At 39.9% G+C, this 16806-nt stretch carries 12 protein-coding genes; all 12 read right to left on the bottom strand.

Annotated features, from left to right (window positions below; genetic code table 11):
• Positions 1-66: 66 nt before the first annotated feature.
• The 12 genes from PUND_RS16230 to tssE all read right to left on the bottom strand — a co-directional run bounded on the left by PUND_RS16230 (position 67) and on the right by tssE (position 16796).
• A complete protein-coding gene (locus PUND_RS16230) occupies positions 67-753 on the bottom strand; it encodes a GAD-like domain-containing protein (RefSeq protein WP_240539529.1) in 687 nt (228 codons plus the stop codon).
• Positions 750-5675, bottom strand: a complete 4926-nt coding sequence (locus PUND_RS16220; RefSeq protein ID WP_010389357.1) for a polymorphic toxin type 15 domain-containing protein — start codon at positions 5673-5675, stop codon at positions 750-752. Before PUND_RS16220 ends, PUND_RS16230 begins: the two co-directional genes overlap by 4 nt.
• Positions 5675-6520, bottom strand: coding sequence for a hypothetical protein (locus PUND_RS16215; RefSeq protein WP_010389359.1), 846 nt, complete (start codon positions 6518-6520; stop codon positions 5675-5677). The genes PUND_RS16220 and PUND_RS16215 overlap by 1 nt, the downstream gene beginning before the upstream one ends.
• Positions 6517-7542, bottom strand: coding sequence for a hypothetical protein (locus PUND_RS16210; protein WP_010389360.1), 1026 nt, complete (start codon positions 7540-7542; stop codon positions 6517-6519). The genes PUND_RS16215 and PUND_RS16210 overlap by 4 nt, the downstream gene beginning before the upstream one ends.
• 2 nt (positions 7543-7544) lie before the next feature.
• Positions 7545-7835: a PAAR domain-containing protein gene (locus tag PUND_RS16205; RefSeq protein WP_010389361.1), complete on the bottom strand. Its 291-nt coding sequence runs from the start codon at positions 7833-7835 to the stop codon at positions 7545-7547.
• A gap of 38 nt (positions 7836-7873) precedes the next feature.
• Positions 7874-8233 carry a hypothetical protein gene (locus tag PUND_RS16200; RefSeq protein WP_010389362.1) on the bottom strand — a complete coding sequence of 120 codons (360 nt, stop codon included), beginning with the start codon at positions 8231-8233 and terminating at the stop codon, positions 7874-7876.
• Positions 8233-10086 (bottom strand): type VI secretion system tip protein TssI/VgrG, encoded by a 1854-nt coding sequence (gene tssI / locus PUND_RS16195; RefSeq protein ID WP_010389364.1) that lies wholly within the window; start codon positions 10084-10086, stop codon positions 8233-8235. Before tssI ends, PUND_RS16200 begins: the two co-directional genes overlap by 1 nt.
• Positions 10087-10160: 74 nt before the next feature.
• Positions 10161-10640: an Hcp family type VI secretion system effector gene (locus tag PUND_RS16190; RefSeq protein ID WP_010389365.1), complete on the bottom strand. Its 480-nt coding sequence runs from the start codon at positions 10638-10640 to the stop codon at positions 10161-10163.
• 220 nt (positions 10641-10860) lie between these two features.
• Complete coding sequence (gene tssH, locus PUND_RS16185; protein ID WP_010389366.1) at positions 10861-13479, bottom strand: type VI secretion system ATPase TssH; 2619 nt, start codon at positions 13477-13479, stop codon at positions 10861-10863.
• A 22-nt stretch (positions 13480-13501) separates the two neighbouring features.
• On the bottom strand, positions 13502-14491 hold the full coding sequence (gene tssG, locus PUND_RS16180) for a type VI secretion system baseplate subunit TssG (protein ID WP_010389368.1): 990 nt from the start codon (positions 14489-14491) through the stop codon (positions 13502-13504).
• Entirely contained in the window at positions 14488-16314 is a 1827-nt protein-coding gene (gene tssF, locus PUND_RS16175; RefSeq protein WP_010389369.1) for a type VI secretion system baseplate subunit TssF, read from the bottom strand. The genes tssG and tssF overlap by 4 nt, the downstream gene beginning before the upstream one ends.
• Positions 16311-16796 carry a type VI secretion system baseplate subunit TssE gene (gene tssE, locus PUND_RS16170; RefSeq protein ID WP_010389371.1) on the bottom strand — a complete coding sequence of 162 codons (486 nt, stop codon included), beginning with the start codon at positions 16794-16796 and terminating at the stop codon, positions 16311-16313. The genes tssF and tssE overlap by 4 nt, the downstream gene beginning before the upstream one ends.
• Between the last annotated feature and the right edge of the window lie 10 nt (positions 16797-16806).

Genomic DNA, 16806 nt, shown 5'->3' with positions numbered 1-16806 from the left:
GTCAATGACAGTAAAGGTGTAATTGCTCAACTTATATTTTTAGTTAGCAGCTTACTAAAATCGTATCTACTTTTTATGTAACTCATTTGACATAGCAACAATATCAGCCATTACCCGTTTTTCACCTAAGTCAGCTAAAAAGTTCAAATGCTCAATAACCTTTACCTTTTTTAGATTTTCTAGTTTGTTTGTGCCACCTAAGGCCAAAGCAGGTACAAACGCATACATTTCATCAAATTCTAAAGGACCTAGCTGTTTTAATGCTCTTTCAAATAATGGCCGTTCTGCTTCATCCTCTTCTTCAAAGTCACTTTTTGAACTTGAAGCAAAAAAGAGATCAATAAGCATGTCTGGTCCATCATTTATTAAATCAGCACTTTCATCAGATGGTATTAGCATTCCAAACAAGGGGTTAATTTTGATACTTTGTCCTGAAGTTTCCCCCCAGACAAACAGTCTTCCAAAAGCTCCCCTCGCGATTACATGATACTTGTCGATGCCAGCCTTTTCACGTTCAGCAAAATGAGTCTCATCTAGCCACTTTTTTAATACCTCACTATAGTCTTCTGGGTTAACAACCCAAAGTATTCCATCACCCCAACCACAAAAGCCGTACTTTTGCCAATATTCAATCAAACGATTCGGCAACTCCTTTTTGTATGAGTCAATTGTAATTTGTTCTGGCTTTGTACCTTTAATAGGAGGTCCGAAACCCTCGTAATCATAAAAGTCTTTAAAATATTCATTCATCATTTACACCTGTGTAAATTTACGTTCATTTTAGCTTTTGGCCCAAACTCTTTAAGTGCTTTTTCAGCCTCTAAATCCATTTTTTCTACTCGGCTTCCCTTCATTTTATCGCCACCTTCACCAACCCCTTTACCTTTCCATTGTGAGCCAATAGATTGGTTAACGCTAGCATCCCCCAGATCAAGGACATTATCATCAGAACCTCCAGCAATCATATCAGGATTATGAAGAGCATTAAGAGTTTTCATATCTCTTTTCGCTAACACCGTAGCTTTAGCCTTTAACGCTTCTCCACTTAACTTTTCAGTTCTTCTTAATTCTTTCTTATATTTTATAATCAATTCTTTTTGAAAATCTATTCTGGCTTTTCTTTGTGCTGCCCCTGTACCTTTTCTGCCTATTTTTTTGTAAGCTTCACGATTATCTAGATATTTTCTAACTGTCATATCATTAATGCCGTCTTGTTGGCCTTTCAATTGACGATCATATTCTGCTTCTGTACCTTTTGCATTTTTCTTAAAACATGCAACCTTATGAAGCTCCATTTTTTTATCATCTTCATCGGATTGCAGTTTTTCTGTACTTTCGAAATTACTAGATAGCTCTTCAAGACTGTTATTATGAACGACAGTTTCGGAATTAATTAATGCAGCCTCTGTTATACCGCCTTTGGTTTTGCCTCCTGGGATCCATTCCCCATCGTATGCACCACCTTCGCGACCATTTGGAATATCATACTTAAATCGCTCATCGCCAGGTTCGACTGTAATATACGTAATTTCATCATTACTTAAGTCAGTGTTTTCGCCTAAACTAAGTTCATCTCTAAGTATTCTCCAATCATTTCCTGATTGAGTGTATTTAGCGATAATAGCGTCCATTTCACTTTTAAGCCCTACAAACTTTCTTGGCGGTAACGTGGGATATTCAGGGTTTAGCATCCAACTTTGAATAGAAATAAAACCTGCACCTTGTTGATTAAACTGGGCTATATGTGCATCTATATATGATTGTGGTAGATATGTCGACGGATCTGGTCGCTCAGCTTTAGGTGTAAGTAAAACTTCTTTTACTTTTTTGTAGCTATCTGCGGCTTCAGTGGTGCTATTAAAATGCCCTTTGGTATTTTTTAAGAACGTATTCCAGGCATTTTCCTTACAACTCAACCCAAACGGATCGACCCAGTTAACCGGGTTCGGCGCGTACTGGTAGTGGTTTATTCCGCCTACTAAACCAATTGGATCTTGGTTTATGAAGCGTTGTTGTTTGGGGCTGTAGTAGCGATAACGATTGTAATGTAGGCCACTCTCGATATCTAAATATTGCCCTTGAAAGCGTATAGGCTGAGTGAAGTTATTTGTATTGCTTATCTCTGATTCTTCATAACCATAAACATCCGCTTGGTTTTCCCATACGACCTCTGCTTTGTTGTTAGTCACAAAGCGTGGGGTATTCAGTTGGTCTAGGTGGTAGTAATACACCTCGCCTTGCTTAATAAGCGCTACTGGGTGAAATTGGTTTGGTAGGTTGATATACCAAGTATATTCACCGTGTTGGTATTCACCAATTAGCTGGTCGTTATCCCAAATGTAGTCAATTTTGCCTTGCTCGGTGTGCTTGGCGATACGGCGCCCGAGTGGGTCGTAGTCGTATTGGGTAAGCGTGCCGTTGTTGTTAAAGCAACTTAATTGATTAAACGCATTGTATTCGCGGCGGGTTTTTATGCCTTTACCGGTTTCCCGTATTTGGTTACCAAACTCATCATAATGAAAATCGCTGTCGCCAAAGTGGGTTAAACGGTCGGCGTTTGTGGTGCCTTTAATAACCCCATCATCTTCGATTAGCTCACTGGTGGCCGTTGCTGCACTTGAATCGTTATACTCACTGGGAAGCACATTATTTATGTTAGCTGACTGACTGCTTTCAATCTTATTACTGGCGTCACTAGCATCGCTATCATCATTGTGCTGAGTAGCTTGCTGTTCGGCTAATTCGTTATTTTGAATTTTTGACTGGCTAACTGGGTTACCAAAGCTATCCCACTGGTATTGCGTGGTTGCATCAACCTCAGAACTTACTAGGTTTTGCTGAATTAACTGACCAAGGCTGTTGTACTCAAAATTAATATTGTGGCTGCTAACGCCTTGCTCTTTACGCGCAATAAGTTGGTTTACGCTGTCGTAATTGTACGTACAGGTATCAAATAGCGCTTGCGCAGGATGGGTTAACTGCTGCCGTGTTAAGCGATTAAATACATCAAACTGTTGAGTAAGAGTTATGTCATTACCAAACTTTTGCGTTTGAATATTGCCTTGACTGTCATAGCTGAGCGCTGCAAGTTCAACAGTGGTGCTGTTGCCTTGGTGTAAATGAATCGCACTTAGTTGGCCAAATTTATTGTAACTGTATTTAAGCGTACTTGAATCTGGCAAGGTCAGGGATTGCCTTCTGCCGTAGTCGTCGTAACTGTATTTTAAGGTGTGCGCTTGTTGCTGATTATGTACTTGCTCAGCACACAGTAACCGCCCGCCTTTATCGAACTGCTGCTTTAAGGTTGATTGTGCATTGTGCGCACGAGTAATTTTACCTTGCAGGTTATAGTTGTAGTAATTGGCATTATTAACGATGTGAGTATCGGTTGCCAAACTTGCATGCTGCGCAATCACGCGCCCTAGTTTATCGCGCTCTATTTTCACATGGCGTTTATCACTTTGTGTGACCGAGGTTAAGCGATTGCAGGCATCGTATTTATATTGCTGTAGCGTGCCATCAAATCCAGTTACTTGCGTTGGGTTTTCGTTAGCGTCATAACTTATGCGGTATACATGGCCGTCGCTGCGCTCAATGGCGGTTAAGTTACGCTCTTTATCGTAAGTTAAATGCAGTGCACTGCCATCGGGCTGAATAACACAATGTGGCTGGCTTAGCCCTTCAAAGTGCTGCTCGGTGGTATCACCCTTACTGTTTTGCGAGCTAATTAACCGCCCTGCATCATCGTAACTAAAGTGTTGATGCTGTTTGTTTTCAGGGTCTTTTTCGTCAAAGGCAATAGTTTGCGCAAGCTGGCCATGCTCATTGTATTTATATTGAGTCAGCAAACCAGCGTTATTAATGGTGGCATTTACACGGCCTAAACTGTCGTAACTATAACGAATAAGCTCATCATTATGGTGCTTGGCTAAAAGCTCGCCTTGCTCGTTCCATACAAATTTAGTGACTTGACCATCTTTATTTATGTGTTGGGTTAGCTGGCCAAATTTGTCATAGCTGTAAAGTACGGTGCGACCGTCGCCAAAGGTTTCACTTTGCAGCAAACCCGCCACGCTGTATTTACGTGTTACTGTTTGGCCGTCAGGCAAAGTGGTTAATACACGCTGACCCAATTGGTTGTAAGCAAATTTTGTGACACTGCCATCTGGCTGGGTTATTGATTCTAACTGACCATAAGGGGTATAGCTGTATTTTATTTCACTACTATCTGGCTTTATTTCCGTTATTTTTTGGCCTTGTGCGTTATAGCCGTATTGCCACACATTACCATTTGGATCGGTGTGCTTAACTAACTTACCTTGCGCGTTATGTACAAAGTGCTCTTTATGACCACGCGAATCTATACAGGTTGTTTCACCAGCGTCTAAATTATATTCAAACTGATACGTATAGGTGTTGTTATCGCCCCACTGTTTTATACACTTAGCACTTGATGAGTAACTGTCCCATTCAAAATGATGGCTAAAACCACTGGCACGGGTACGCTTTGTTAATAAATTAGCGGCGTTATAGCCATAATGCTCTGTTTCACCTTGTTGATTGGTCGCGCGAACGAGGTTTTTGTTTTCATCATAATCATATTGCGCAAGTAACGGCGTTAGTAATACTGGCTTGTTGTTATCACCTGTACGATAAGCCGAAATGTTTGCCAGCAACCCTTGCGGGTTATATTTTAAAATACAGCCACGCGCTTTATTTACCTCAACGCGATGCAAGCGCTCTTTCGCATCGTAATAAAAACCAATACTTTGGCCTTTTTCGTTAATAACTTTTTCGAGCAACCATGAGTTTTCGCCAGCTTTAAACGTAAGATGCTGATCATCTGGGGTTACCAATACTTGCTTACCATTAGTTTGGTAATGCAACGCCAAATTACTGCTTAATTGATAGCTCGATTGTCCCGGTTTTACTTTTTCAAAGCGGTGTTTAGCGCCATGCTCATCTTGGTATTCTAACCAATACATGCCTTTTTGCTTTGGACCTACTTTAGGTGGCGGTAAATAGTGCTCAGTTAACTGCACCATAAAGTCATGTCGCCAACCATTACCCATAGAGCTGCATACATCCGCATGCGATGAACGGTATAGGCGTCGCCAAATTAATTGTTTACTACCTGCCAGGGTGAAATCAATAAGCGGCAGTATTTCTTCACCCGAAAGCATAGAAACTGGATCAGAGCGACACTCTTGTTGGGTGATAGGTTCTTCACTTGGGGTATTATTACTTGCACCGCCACTGTTTTTAGCCGGCGCTTGAGAGGCACTTTTACCTGAGGCTGTTGAACTGCTCTTACTATTTGGCTTTTTACCTGCTGCGCCGCTATTGGTGTTATCACTTACTTGAATAGCCGACTTAGCTTTTTGGTGATAGCAACTAATTTTATCTGCAACCAAAGCTTGGGTTAATACACTCGCGGTTTCACGGGCTGACGAACCGCGCGAACAGCTTACTCCTGCAAGGTTAAGCAAGTTAATAACGTCTAAACGTTTAGCTGCATCGCTTGTAAGCGCACTGCCTACTTGCGCAATTTGATTCTTGGCACTTTCAGGCGTGTTAGCTGCTACAGCAACAAAGCCCGACGGCGCTGAACCTTTACCAGCGACGAGGCAAATTGGGTAACTTATTCCTTGTAAAACAACGGTATTACTTTGCATTAGCTGTCTACTTCCTCACTTATCCATAAGTATGATGCTGCACCTTGATGCTTAGCTTGCTCCTGTGAAAGCATTAATGCATAACTAAAATGCTCAACAATTGCAGGGCTTGTGGTTAATTGGTGCAAATTAACTAACCCTTCTAGTGCGCCTATTTTCCCTAATTTATAATTGGGTAGTTCGTAATATGTGTGCTCATCAATTAAGCTAGTAAGTAGCTGTAAATTGTTTAGCCAACTATCATCATCTACCCCATTTCCTGGTGCAAAAATTAGATCTATCTTATTCTCTGTTTTTTCAGCTAATCGCGTAAGCATACCTGCTAGCTGATTATGTTTGCTAAAATCAATAGATGCTGCAATTTCATGGCTTACCTGCGACCACCCACAAGGCACCATTTCAACTAGGGCCAACGCGCCACCTACACCTTGATAAGCAAACTGCTGCTGTTTATTTGCTTTAAAGGTTGCATCTAAAGCAATTACATTGAATTTTTGCCATTTTTTTTCACCGGCCAAAGCTATAGCAGAGTGCGCGGCTGTTGCACCATGAAAAATAAGCTCATTGCTATGATCGGGGTATAACTGTTGTAAGCTCTGAGTTAATAACTGTTTTAGCTCATCTTTAAATGATAACGCTGGTAGTAACCAGATCATCGGCAATGTGCTGTCTGTGACTTCTGCCATTAATTCTTTAGATTTAATTATGCAATCGTAAACACAGGCATCCCAAGACTGCCATTGCAGTTCATTAAAAACAGCACTGTTATCGTCAAATAATAATGCATCTACGCTGCTAATATTTGGGGCAGAAAAGCATACCATCTCTATTGAAAATGCACTCATGATGCCACCTCGTCCTGAGCTTTATTGGCAGCGAGGTGTTGATAATAGCGATATAAGTTAAACACCCCTTGGCTATAGCTATCCATGGCTGATAAATAAATGGCATTAGGCACTTCATCAAGAGGGTGTCCTGCAATCAATCGTAAACTCGACATGGCGGTTTCATATTTAGGCCAGTTATGTTTTAACTGCTGCTGAAAATTTATTAACGCGCTTTCATCGCCTTGCCAAGCAAGTCGTTGAATATCGTACTCAACTAGCTGATCGAGTTTATCACCTAACATGCGCCTTATTAGCGCAATAATTAACGCGGGTTGCTCTACCTGTGGTAGCAAAGAATTAGCTAAAACAATCAGTTTTACAAAACCGCTTTGTAATAAAATATGCAATGTTTGATCAACCGATAAGGTATTACTGGCATGATTGCTTAAGCTGTTTACTTGCTCAAAATTTAATGACAACAAAAATAACGACATTAAGGGTGATAGATGGGCTTGCTCACTTAATGCATCAAAAATAGCCGTTAATATCTGTGGCCCGTGGTGCTGCGCAAGGCTGGTAATTTGATTTATAGTGACCAGTGTTTGCGGCGGAATTTCATCATCAGCACTGTAAGCAAAAAACAAGGTGTTTAAATTTAATAGCCGAATTAAGTTAAAGCTATGCTGTTGAATAACCACTTTATTTATAATGATTTTAAAAAAAGCACTCAGCGCTGGCTGATTAAGCAGTTCATTTATAAATATAATATTTTTATTTTGTGGCAAGTTTGCCATGACTTCAATACATGCTTGGGCAACTAATTCATCGTTTTTAGTGTTAGTTATTATTTCGACTAGTTGCTCAGTGGTGGGCAATTCAAAATTATTTTTCTGATTATTGTTTTTTGCGTTTACCCAGCAGCTTTCTAATAGGGTTTTTCTTAAATAACGAACATGACCTACACACGTAAACGGGCACAATTGAGCGTTACTAATTTGTAGTAATTGTGCTTGATGATCACTTAAATAGGTCGCTAGCAAAGTTAGCCACCAATTAAAACAGTTGGGTTGCCAACAACGATTTTTCCGCCGTGGCCACTATCATCGCCCATTCTGGCGGCGGGTTTGCCATTAATTTTAACGCTCCCCGAGCCTGTTTTTACGCTATCTGGCGGGCCAATACACACTATCATGTCGCCTTTGCGCGCCGCGGGCATGCCACCTATTAACACATTGCCAGAGCCGGCAACTATAGGTCCACCCACATGTGGAACTTTAGCGGTCACTTTAGGGCATACATGCATATGACCAATTGTAGCAGCGGGTTTACCCATTTTGACTCCTTGTCGTATCTTTGCTTGTTTATGAAATACTATTCATACAGTGGAATAACTAGTAGCTTGTTAGTCGTCACTAATAGCGAAATTTCTTCAATTAGCTCATCTTTACGGTGATCAGCAAGTGCCACTGTGCTTTGAGTTGCATATTGATATAAATTTGAAATTACATTTTCACTATTAAGTGAATCACTTAAATGAATAAAAAACTGCTGTGCATAATAGCCATTCATAGCTTTTAAATGACTTAAAGCAGGGCTTAGTAATGGATCATCTGGCCTATTTATTGGTAAACACACTAAATGCGGTAAACCATAGCGGCAGTAAACAACGTGCCCGTTATTTGCAATGCCGTTTCTGAATCCTGATTGAAAGTTATTGACTATTTCCATCATTAATTTAACTTAATTACACCAGCAGATAAGGTAATGGCACTGCCATCTACTTTTACATTACTGCCTTTAATATCAATGTTTGTACCTTCAATAGTGATATTGCCACTACTGCTCATTTTAATTTGCGCAGAGCCTGTTTTTATCACTATTTCGTCACCCGCTTCAATATTAAGTGTTTTACCTACTTTTAAGGTGTCATTTTCACCCATTTCCGCAATACGGTTTTTTGTAACGTTAAGATTGTCGTTATTAAGAATTTCAACATTACGATCGTTATCTATTTTTTCGTTTTGATCGTTTTTAACGTAAAGCTGTTTATCTTTTTCGGCTTGCATATACACAAGCTCGCTGCCTTTTTTATCCTCAAAGCGCAGCTCATTGAAATTATCTGCTCCACCTTCTTTAGTTGAGCGAGTTTTAATACCGCTTTGCGTTTTTTCGCCCGGTAAAGCGTACGGAGGCATTAAGTCTGCGTTATAAACAGCACCACTTATAATAGGTTGATCTGGGTCGCCATTAATAAAATCAACCAAAACTTCTTGTCCTACGCGAGGGAAGAAAAATGCGCCCCACTTTTTGCCGGCCCAGTTTTGTGCAACTCGGATCCAACATGAACTTTTAGAATCTTTTTTACCTTCACGATCCCAATCAAATTGCACCTTTACGCGGCCATATTGGTCAATCATAATTTCATCGGCGCTATCACCCGTTACTATAGCTGTTTGTACGCCATTGATAACCGGTTTCTTTTTGCTCACTTGCGCTCTGTATGGAATGTCTTTTGGCACACATTCAAAGTGGTTAGAATACACTTCATCACTTGATGATTGTAAAGCGCCTGATTGGTTTGGTACTACAATCGATGTCATCATCGAGGTAATGGCAAAGGTTTTACCTTCAAGGCGTGGGTCTTCATGTTTTTTGAAACTAAACAGTTTACCAACAGAAAATGAGCGGCAGTCACTACGCCCGCTTGAGAGCTTCATATCTCTTTGTAGCGACTCTAATTGTACAGATGCCAAATTAGCCGCGCGAGGATGACACTCTGCTTCTGCTGTATATTCAAAAATTTCTGATACCGATTGCGTAGGTAACTCGGCATTTGCTTGCTCTGCATCAGGGTAACGCGACGGCTGTTTAAAATCGTAACCTAAACGCTTAAAGCTTCCTGGCGCTAAGCTTAATCCGCCTTGCCAACGCGAAACATGAGATTCGCTTAAATGGCCAGTTGAATGAACAACTTTAGCCTCACCACATGTTTCATAGGCAGTGATATCATCTGCCAAAACTAATGTATGGTTGCTTTTTGTATGCTCAAAGAAGTAAAAAATACCTTCGCTTTGTAATAAGCGTTGGATAAAGTCAAAATCTGACTCTTGATATTGCACACAGTATTCGTATTTGGGGTAGGTTTTACTGGTTTTATCTGAAAAAGCCACATTGTGTTGGCCAAACAAATCAGCAAATATATCTTTTATTGTTTTCTTTTGGAAAATGCGGCTGTTCTTGCGATTACGCATAGAAGCGGCAAAAGGCACAATGGTAGCTTGATAATCAATGTAATTTTTTTGTTCGTCAACGTCTGCAGTGCGGCTGCCGTTAGAAACAAGCTGACTCACAATACCGTGATAATAACGCTCTCCCCCACCTTCGGCATTTTTTACCTTTATCGATACCGGTTTGCCAACCAGATCTTCATGTGCAATTTGTTGGCCTATGGTGAACATATTGGCCGACATAACAAATAAATCTGACATGGCTTCTTGTGCAACGAAGCGTGTTAAATAAAGGGCGTCTTTACCAACAGGGGTACTAATTTGAATTACGTTTTTATCTTGTGTTGCTTTTTGCATTCCTTGCTTTTCCCATCCTGAAGATCAAAAAAAGCTCTGAGCATAAGCCCAGAGCTACAATCGGGTAACAAATATTACATTTGTTGACCTTTAACACCGCTGTAACCATATACTAGTGGTGCAGTGATGTTGTTTTGATCGTCAGTAGGTGTAACAGTCATCATCATTTCAGTGTAGCTGATAGTGATTGTTTCAATTGGACGGTCGTTTTGAACAGATACTGAGTAGCTAGAGATCATGGCATCTGTAAGTTCGATTTTCATGATTTCTTCAACTTTATCACCTTGTTTAGTGATATGAAAAACAGCAGGTAGACCTTTACCAATAGTTGCTTCTTTGAAAAGATCCGGAGATGCTTTATCTTGAAGCTTAGTAATAGTCACGTCGCCTAAACGAGTAGAGCTAGATTCACGATCCATCGCTGTACCAGTCGCTGAGCTAATTTCACGGCTAACGTTCCAATCTAAAGATAAAACTGTAATTAAATCTTTGAAAGACTCGGCAGTAGTTTCGCCTTTGATTGAACCGTATTTTAAATATGTATTTGCTTGCATTTGATAATGCTCCTTTTTATTAAACAATATTATCCATTATGTGGATTCGTTTACTTTGGTTACCCAAAATTCCTTGAAATCATTATCTCTAAAACAGCAATGAAAAGGTCTTCAGAATTCCTTTCCCTAGATGAAGACAATGTCTCAAAAATTCCATGTTTCTATATAAGACACACGAATTATAATGCTCTAAAACTAAAGAAACAACCATAAAAACAGGTTATTTTAAATTAACTTTAGTTAGCTCAATATCAAACTCATTATCCTTAATTAACAATGAGATAGATGTCACTTTTTCACCATCAACCATGCTCGAAAGCAAAATTTCAGACAATAGTGGTAGTACTTTATTCTGTAATATGGTGTGAATATTTCTTGCACCCGAACCGGCATTTTGACAATTAGCAATAATGTGCTCAATCACGTCATCGTTATACGTTAATTGCGCATCATAATGCTTTTTAACACGCTTAATAATTTTGCTAATTTGCAGCGCTGCAATTTGGGTCAGAATTTCATCACTTAACGGAATATAAGGAATAACATTAATGCGCCCTAAAAATGCGGGTTTAAATGCGCCTAATAAATCATCTTGTAATGCTTTTAATAAACCTTTAATACTCGGCTTACTTTCTTCATCTTCAAATAAACTCATTGTGGTATCAGTACCCACATTTGAGGTCATAATAATGATGGTATTTTTAAAGTCGATGTCTCGGCCTTCACCGTCCTTAATCGTACCTTTATCGAATACTTGATAGAAAATATCTTGCACGCCTGGATGGGCTTTTTCCATTTCATCAAGTAGCACCACACTGTATGGTTTTCTTCTTACTGCTTCGGTTAAAATACCGCCTTCGCCATAACCAACATAACCCGGAGGTGAGCCAAGAAGTAATGACACTTTATGCTCTTCTTTAAACTCAGACATGTTAATAACTGTTACGTTATCTTCACTGCCATACACTTCTTGTGCAAGTGAAAGCGCGGTCTCTGTTTTACCAACACCGCTTGGGCCTGCCAGCATAAATATACCATTAGGGCGACTCTCGTCTGCTAGCTGCGCACGTGAGGTTTGTACCACTTTAGCCATAAGTTCAAGCGCATGATCTTGGCCAACTACACGTTGTTTCATTTGCTCAGCTAAATTTAAAATGCCATGAATTTCATCTTCATGCATTTTACCAACAGGAATACCAGTCCAATCAGAAATAACCTGTGCAATCAACTCTTCATCAACTTGCCAATGCACCATATTATGCTCATACGAGGCTAACTTAAACTTGCTTTCTTTTAACTGCTCAAGTACTTCAGCAGAAGAGTCAGCATCGTTGGTGTTAATCGATTCTAGCGCTTGGTTTAACTCGGCAACTATATCCTTCTCAACATTGAACTGCTCATTTAATGGTTCCAGTTGCTGTTCAATCTCAACTAGTTCAGATTTAAGCGTTGATAATTGTTCACTGTGATCTAAACCAGTTTTTTGCTCACGATTTAGCATTAAAACTTGCGCTTCAATTTCACTAAGCCTGTTAATTAACTGCTCAATCGCATTAGGTGTCGATGCTTGACTCATAGCAACACGAGCACATGCCGTATCTAACAATGCAACGGCTTTATCGGGTAATTGTCTGGCAGTAATGTATCTGTGCGATAGATGCACTGCACTTTCAAGTGCTTGCTCTGAAATAAACACTTTATGATGTTTTTCCATCACAGGAACTAAACCACGTAGCATAGCAACCGCTTTTTCTGGTGTTGGCTCTTCAACTTTAACCACTTGGAAGCGACGTGTTAGTGCAGCATCTTTTTCAAAAAACTTTTTATATTCAGCCCACGTTGTTGCTGCAATAGTGCGTAACTCCCCTCTTGCTAGAGCAGGCTTAAGTAAGTTAGCAGCATCATTTTGACCTGCTTGTCCGCCACTACCAATCATAGTGTGAGCTTCATCTATGAAAAGAATCACAGGATCAACAGCGTTTTTCACTTCATTAATTAGCGACTTTAAACGATTTTCAAATTCACCTTTCATGCCCGCACCCGCTTGCAGCAAAGCCAAATCTAGGCTGTGCAACTTAACGTTTTGTAATACTGCAGGTACATCTTTTTGAGCGATTCTTAGGGCAAGTCCTTCAACCACAGCGGTTTTACCTACACCCGCTTCACCCGTTAATATTGGATTGTTTTGACGACGTCTAGTTAAAATATCTACCATCTGACGTATTTCGAAATCACGACCTAAAATTGGGTCTATTTTTCCTGCTTTTGCTTGTGCGGTTAAATCGACGGTAAATTGATCTAAGCTTGGTGTTTTAGATGAACCATTTGCAGGTGTTGTAGCACTTGCAGTGGTGGTATTACGTTCTTGCGATTGGGCAACAATTTCAGGCCATGCATGTAGTAGTTGTCCAGGTTCTATATTATTGAAAAGCTTGCTACAACGCGTTACTAAACTAGACAAGGTATCGTCTTTTGTAAGCGTATAAATAACGTAAGCACTTCGAATTTGCTCATCAGTAAATTCTATACTGGTGCTTAACCATGATTGTCTAAGTAAAGTAGTAACATGTACCGACAGACTAGGCGACGAATCACTGCCCGTTTTAAATGACTCTAATGATTGATTTAAATCTTGCTTTACCTGATCAATATCAATATCGAAAGCACCGAATATGAGTCTAACATCGTCTAGTTGCTGCTCAATCATAGCTAACAGCCAATGCTCTAATTCAACCGTAAAATGGCTGCGGCTATTACAAATTGCGACCGCTGCTTCTAAGCTCTTTCTACAATCTGGGCTTAGTTTCTCAACTAATTTGTTTAATGTCATCGTTGACATACACTGTTCCTTTTAATTTTAATTATCCTTTAAACGATAACTTAGTAGGGTTAAATTTAGGGGTGTTTTTACTCGCCATTAAAAAGCTATTTGCGCCTAGTTGGCATTCACTTTTTGACAGCTGCACCGCATCAAGTTGTTGAAAATCTGACTCAATAACAAGTCGAAATGAAATAGCATTGCCGGCATAGTCTTTGACAATTTTTTTAGCTAATTCAAATAACTTGCCTTTAGGTAACAAGGATTTTGCTTTATCAAAATCGCGGGTACTGATATGGATCTCGATATTAGAAGAAATATCCCATATCTTTTTACCAATTACCGTATCAACACCTAAGCGGGCATGTTGTCCCTCATAAAGGCGTTCACTTGCTAAACATGTTTGCTCTTGTGGCTTCAAATCGTGCCACTTACCTATCATTTGTTTAATGACAACATCACAGCCAAGATATGAGCTCAGTACACTTTTTAAGTCAAAAGCATTGCGAATTTTTCGGCTATAAAGGCCTGAAAAGTGCAACTGATGTTCATCATAACCGCCGCTTAAAAGCCCTAATATTTGCGTGTATGGGTCTTTGTTTTTATCTTTATTTACATGATTTAAAGACGGTTTATATTTTTTCCACGCTCGATAATATAAAGACACCAAACGGTGATTAAACATGTCGTAAAAGTCGCGCATAGTTGTATCTTTATAGCGAAGACGCTGCATCACCAGTTCGCTATAAAATTGAGGCAAAGCGCCCGAACAACCCGTTAATCCCATAAAAGAGATCTGCATGTTGACTTTATGTAAGCCATCTTCAAAGCTTGCTTGTTCTAATTTTGTGATAGCGTTACCTGGGTAACCAAATTTTTGAGTTGCGGTAAACTTAATTAACTCTTGCTTTGGACTACTGTCATACCCTACGTAGCGATACTCCAAGCCATGCTTTTTCAGCTGGTTTTCAATAATGAAAACTGCTTTATAAAAGTCAACTTGTGACGCTTGAGAAATAATATGTTGGATCATATTAACGGGCTTTCCCCAACTCGCGCAGGCCATTGGTAATACACTTGCTCTTGTTCTTTTAGCCTTAAACTAACGCGAGTAAAGCTATTAATTGCTGCAAATTGCGCAAAGAAATGATCGAGGATAGAGGCAAAGAAAAACATGCCACTACCTGAGAAGTCATCATTGGCGAAGGTAATTTCAATTTCACTTCCCGTTGCAAAGCTTACTCGCCCTTTTTGCACAACACGAGCCGTTGCGGGTTCTACAACCACACGGTAAATATTATCAATAAGGCCTTTTGTTTGCGGAGATGCTCTAAAATCATAAAGGCGTAGCACTTCTTTAAGCTTATTACATGCATCATCTCCACTAAACGCGTCGAGCGTTAAATGATTAACTAATTGCCAACGAGTTGCATCGGCTAATATCGGTCTAACTGCATGAGTAAATGGAATTAAACACCTAATTTTTTTAATTACATCGCCGCGCTCTGGCATTAATAAGCCTAGCTCATCGTCTCCAAAAGGCATGCTTGCAGGGAGGTTTCGATTACTGCAATTAGCACGTACGGTTAGGACCGTGTTCCCTTCAGCATAATCCATAGCGCTATTTTCAAATCGTGCATCTACCAATGATAGAAACGATTCGGTGCCTGACTCAACATAACCCCCTGCCCATGAGGCAGTTTCTCTGCGGATATGCCAAAACAAATCATCATGGCCTTGGTATCGTGGATGGGTTTGTCCATAAAACGGACAAACTATTTGTTTATTTCCCTTATGATCAAAGGCAATTACTTCTGAAATACCAATTACTTCTGAAATCTCAGAGTCCATATAACGCGGCGTTAATTGGTATTCGTATTCGCTCAGTTCAGGGCGAATAGGTTCTAATTCTTGTTCAAACATATTAATTATGGGCGTACACCCCATCAAAAACATGTCTTTGTCTACTTGCTTTTCGAGCTCTGAAGATTCCGCATCAAGATAAATATACACTGTGCATTTATTAGAATTTTTAGGCAACGATGAGTGAATATTTTCAAGTTCAAAAAAACGAAACTTTTCAGGAAAGGTAAAGTTTTCGACGAGTAAGCGATAGCCGGAACTTGATCGCTGCGAATACGGTACAACCGCTTCATTTGCATCAAAGCCAACCGCTTTAAGTTGAGTTTTAGAAAGGTACTTTATTCCCTCATCACCATTATCAAAAGCAATGCCAATAGCGTGCTTAAACAATAATTCATACACTTTAAGCGTATGATGCCATTGGCCATTTATAAATAATCGTAATTTTTCCAACCCAGTTTCAGCCAGTGATACACCCGGGTATTCACCGGTTAGCTCAAGTTTGAAAATTGACTTTGCTTTCTCATGCCAACGTGGTTTTGGTGCCACAAAAGGACTGTTATCAAATTGCGCACTGGTAATTTCAACAGGCCATAAGTAAGTTTCATAACAGGTTTGAAACTTACATTGCTTCATTGACTCAACATTTGTTTCAACTTCACTCGCTCTTGGAATCACTACTCCCGTGGTTGAGAGGTTTTCAGCCTCTAATTTAACCACCGACATTGAAGGAATAGGCGCTTGATAGTCAGGTAACATTTGCCCTAATAAAGCATCAGTAAGCTCAGGAAAGCTATCATCTAACTTTTGCCTAATATTAGCCGTTAAAAATGCGAACGATTCAATTAATCTAGATACATGAGGGTCTTCAATATGATCATCGCTTAGCTTTAATCGCCCTGCAACTTTAGGGTATTTTTCAGAGAAGTCTTTACCCATATGACGAACAAACGCCAATTCACGATTGTAATATTTTAATAATTCATCGTTCATAAAGAAGCCTCTATAATCTTCATCCCTAAGTTCACAGGCTCAACTTCAGAGTCAAAGCTAATAAACTCAGGCTCTGGATCTGCATATAGTAAAGCGTTTATTCGCAAGTTTAATACTCTATTTACGGGTACTTCATCGTCAGTAAATACCTCAACTTCAATGAACCGAGGCTCAAATTTCAAAATTGTATTTCTAACGGTTTCACATAGCAGTGCCCGCCCTTCGTGAGAGCTCACCGACATACTCGAAAAGTCAGGTAAACCATACGATAAGCAGGATGTTGCTAACTCTGCATATTGTGCTGGCCACGTGTGCCATTGAATTCGCGCATTTAGCAGCGCTTCTATGTCTCTGCGCACATTTTTTCTCAGCTCACTAATGCTGATCCCCTCAGTACGAGATGGGGCATCCTGAAAGTCTGGCTCATCGTCAATGAGCCTATCTAAAATGGATGCTTGAAGCTGCTGCTTATGCTCTATCATAATTATTTAC

Origin of the sequence: Pseudoalteromonas undina, assembly GCF_000238275.3 — a bacterium.
Classification (GTDB): Bacteria; Pseudomonadota; Gammaproteobacteria; order Enterobacterales; family Alteromonadaceae; genus Pseudoalteromonas; species Pseudoalteromonas undina.
Note: the sequence above shows the minus strand (reverse complement) of the source record. Positions and strands in the feature narration are given on the sequence as shown.

Excerpts from the sequence above, each read along its gene's own strand:
- tssI (WP_010389364.1), bottom strand. The coding sequence starts at position 10,086 with ATGCAAAAAGCAACACAAGATAAAAACGTAATTCAAATTAGTACCCCT.
- PUND_RS16205 (WP_010389361.1), bottom strand. The coding sequence starts at position 7,835 with ATGGGTAAACCCGCTGCTACAATTGGTCATATGCATGTATGCCCTAAA.
- tssH (WP_010389366.1), bottom strand. The coding sequence starts at position 13,479 with ATGTCAACGATGACATTAAACAAATTAGTTGAGAAACTAAGCCCAGAT.
- PUND_RS16230 (WP_240539529.1), bottom strand. The coding sequence starts at position 753 with ATGATGAATGAATATTTTAAAGACTTTTATGATTACGAGGGTTTCGGA.
- tssF (WP_010389369.1), bottom strand. The coding sequence starts at position 16,314 with ATGAACGATGAATTATTAAAATATTACAATCGTGAATTGGCGTTTGTT.
- tssE (WP_010389371.1), bottom strand. The coding sequence starts at position 16,796 with ATGATAGAGCATAAGCAGCAGCTTCAAGCATCCATTTTAGATAGGCTC.
- PUND_RS16190 (WP_010389365.1), bottom strand. The coding sequence starts at position 10,640 with ATGCAAGCAAATACATATTTAAAATACGGTTCAATCAAAGGCGAAACT.
- PUND_RS16220 (WP_010389357.1), bottom strand. The coding sequence starts at position 5,675 with ATGCAAAGTAATACCGTTGTTTTACAAGGAATAAGTTACCCAATTTGC.
- PUND_RS16200 (WP_010389362.1), bottom strand. The coding sequence starts at position 8,233 with ATGATGGAAATAGTCAATAACTTTCAATCAGGATTCAGAAACGGCATT.
- PUND_RS16215 (WP_010389359.1), bottom strand. The coding sequence starts at position 6,520 with ATGAGTGCATTTTCAATAGAGATGGTATGCTTTTCTGCCCCAAATATT.
- tssG (WP_010389368.1), bottom strand. The coding sequence starts at position 14,491 with ATGATCCAACATATTATTTCTCAAGCGTCACAAGTTGACTTTTATAAA.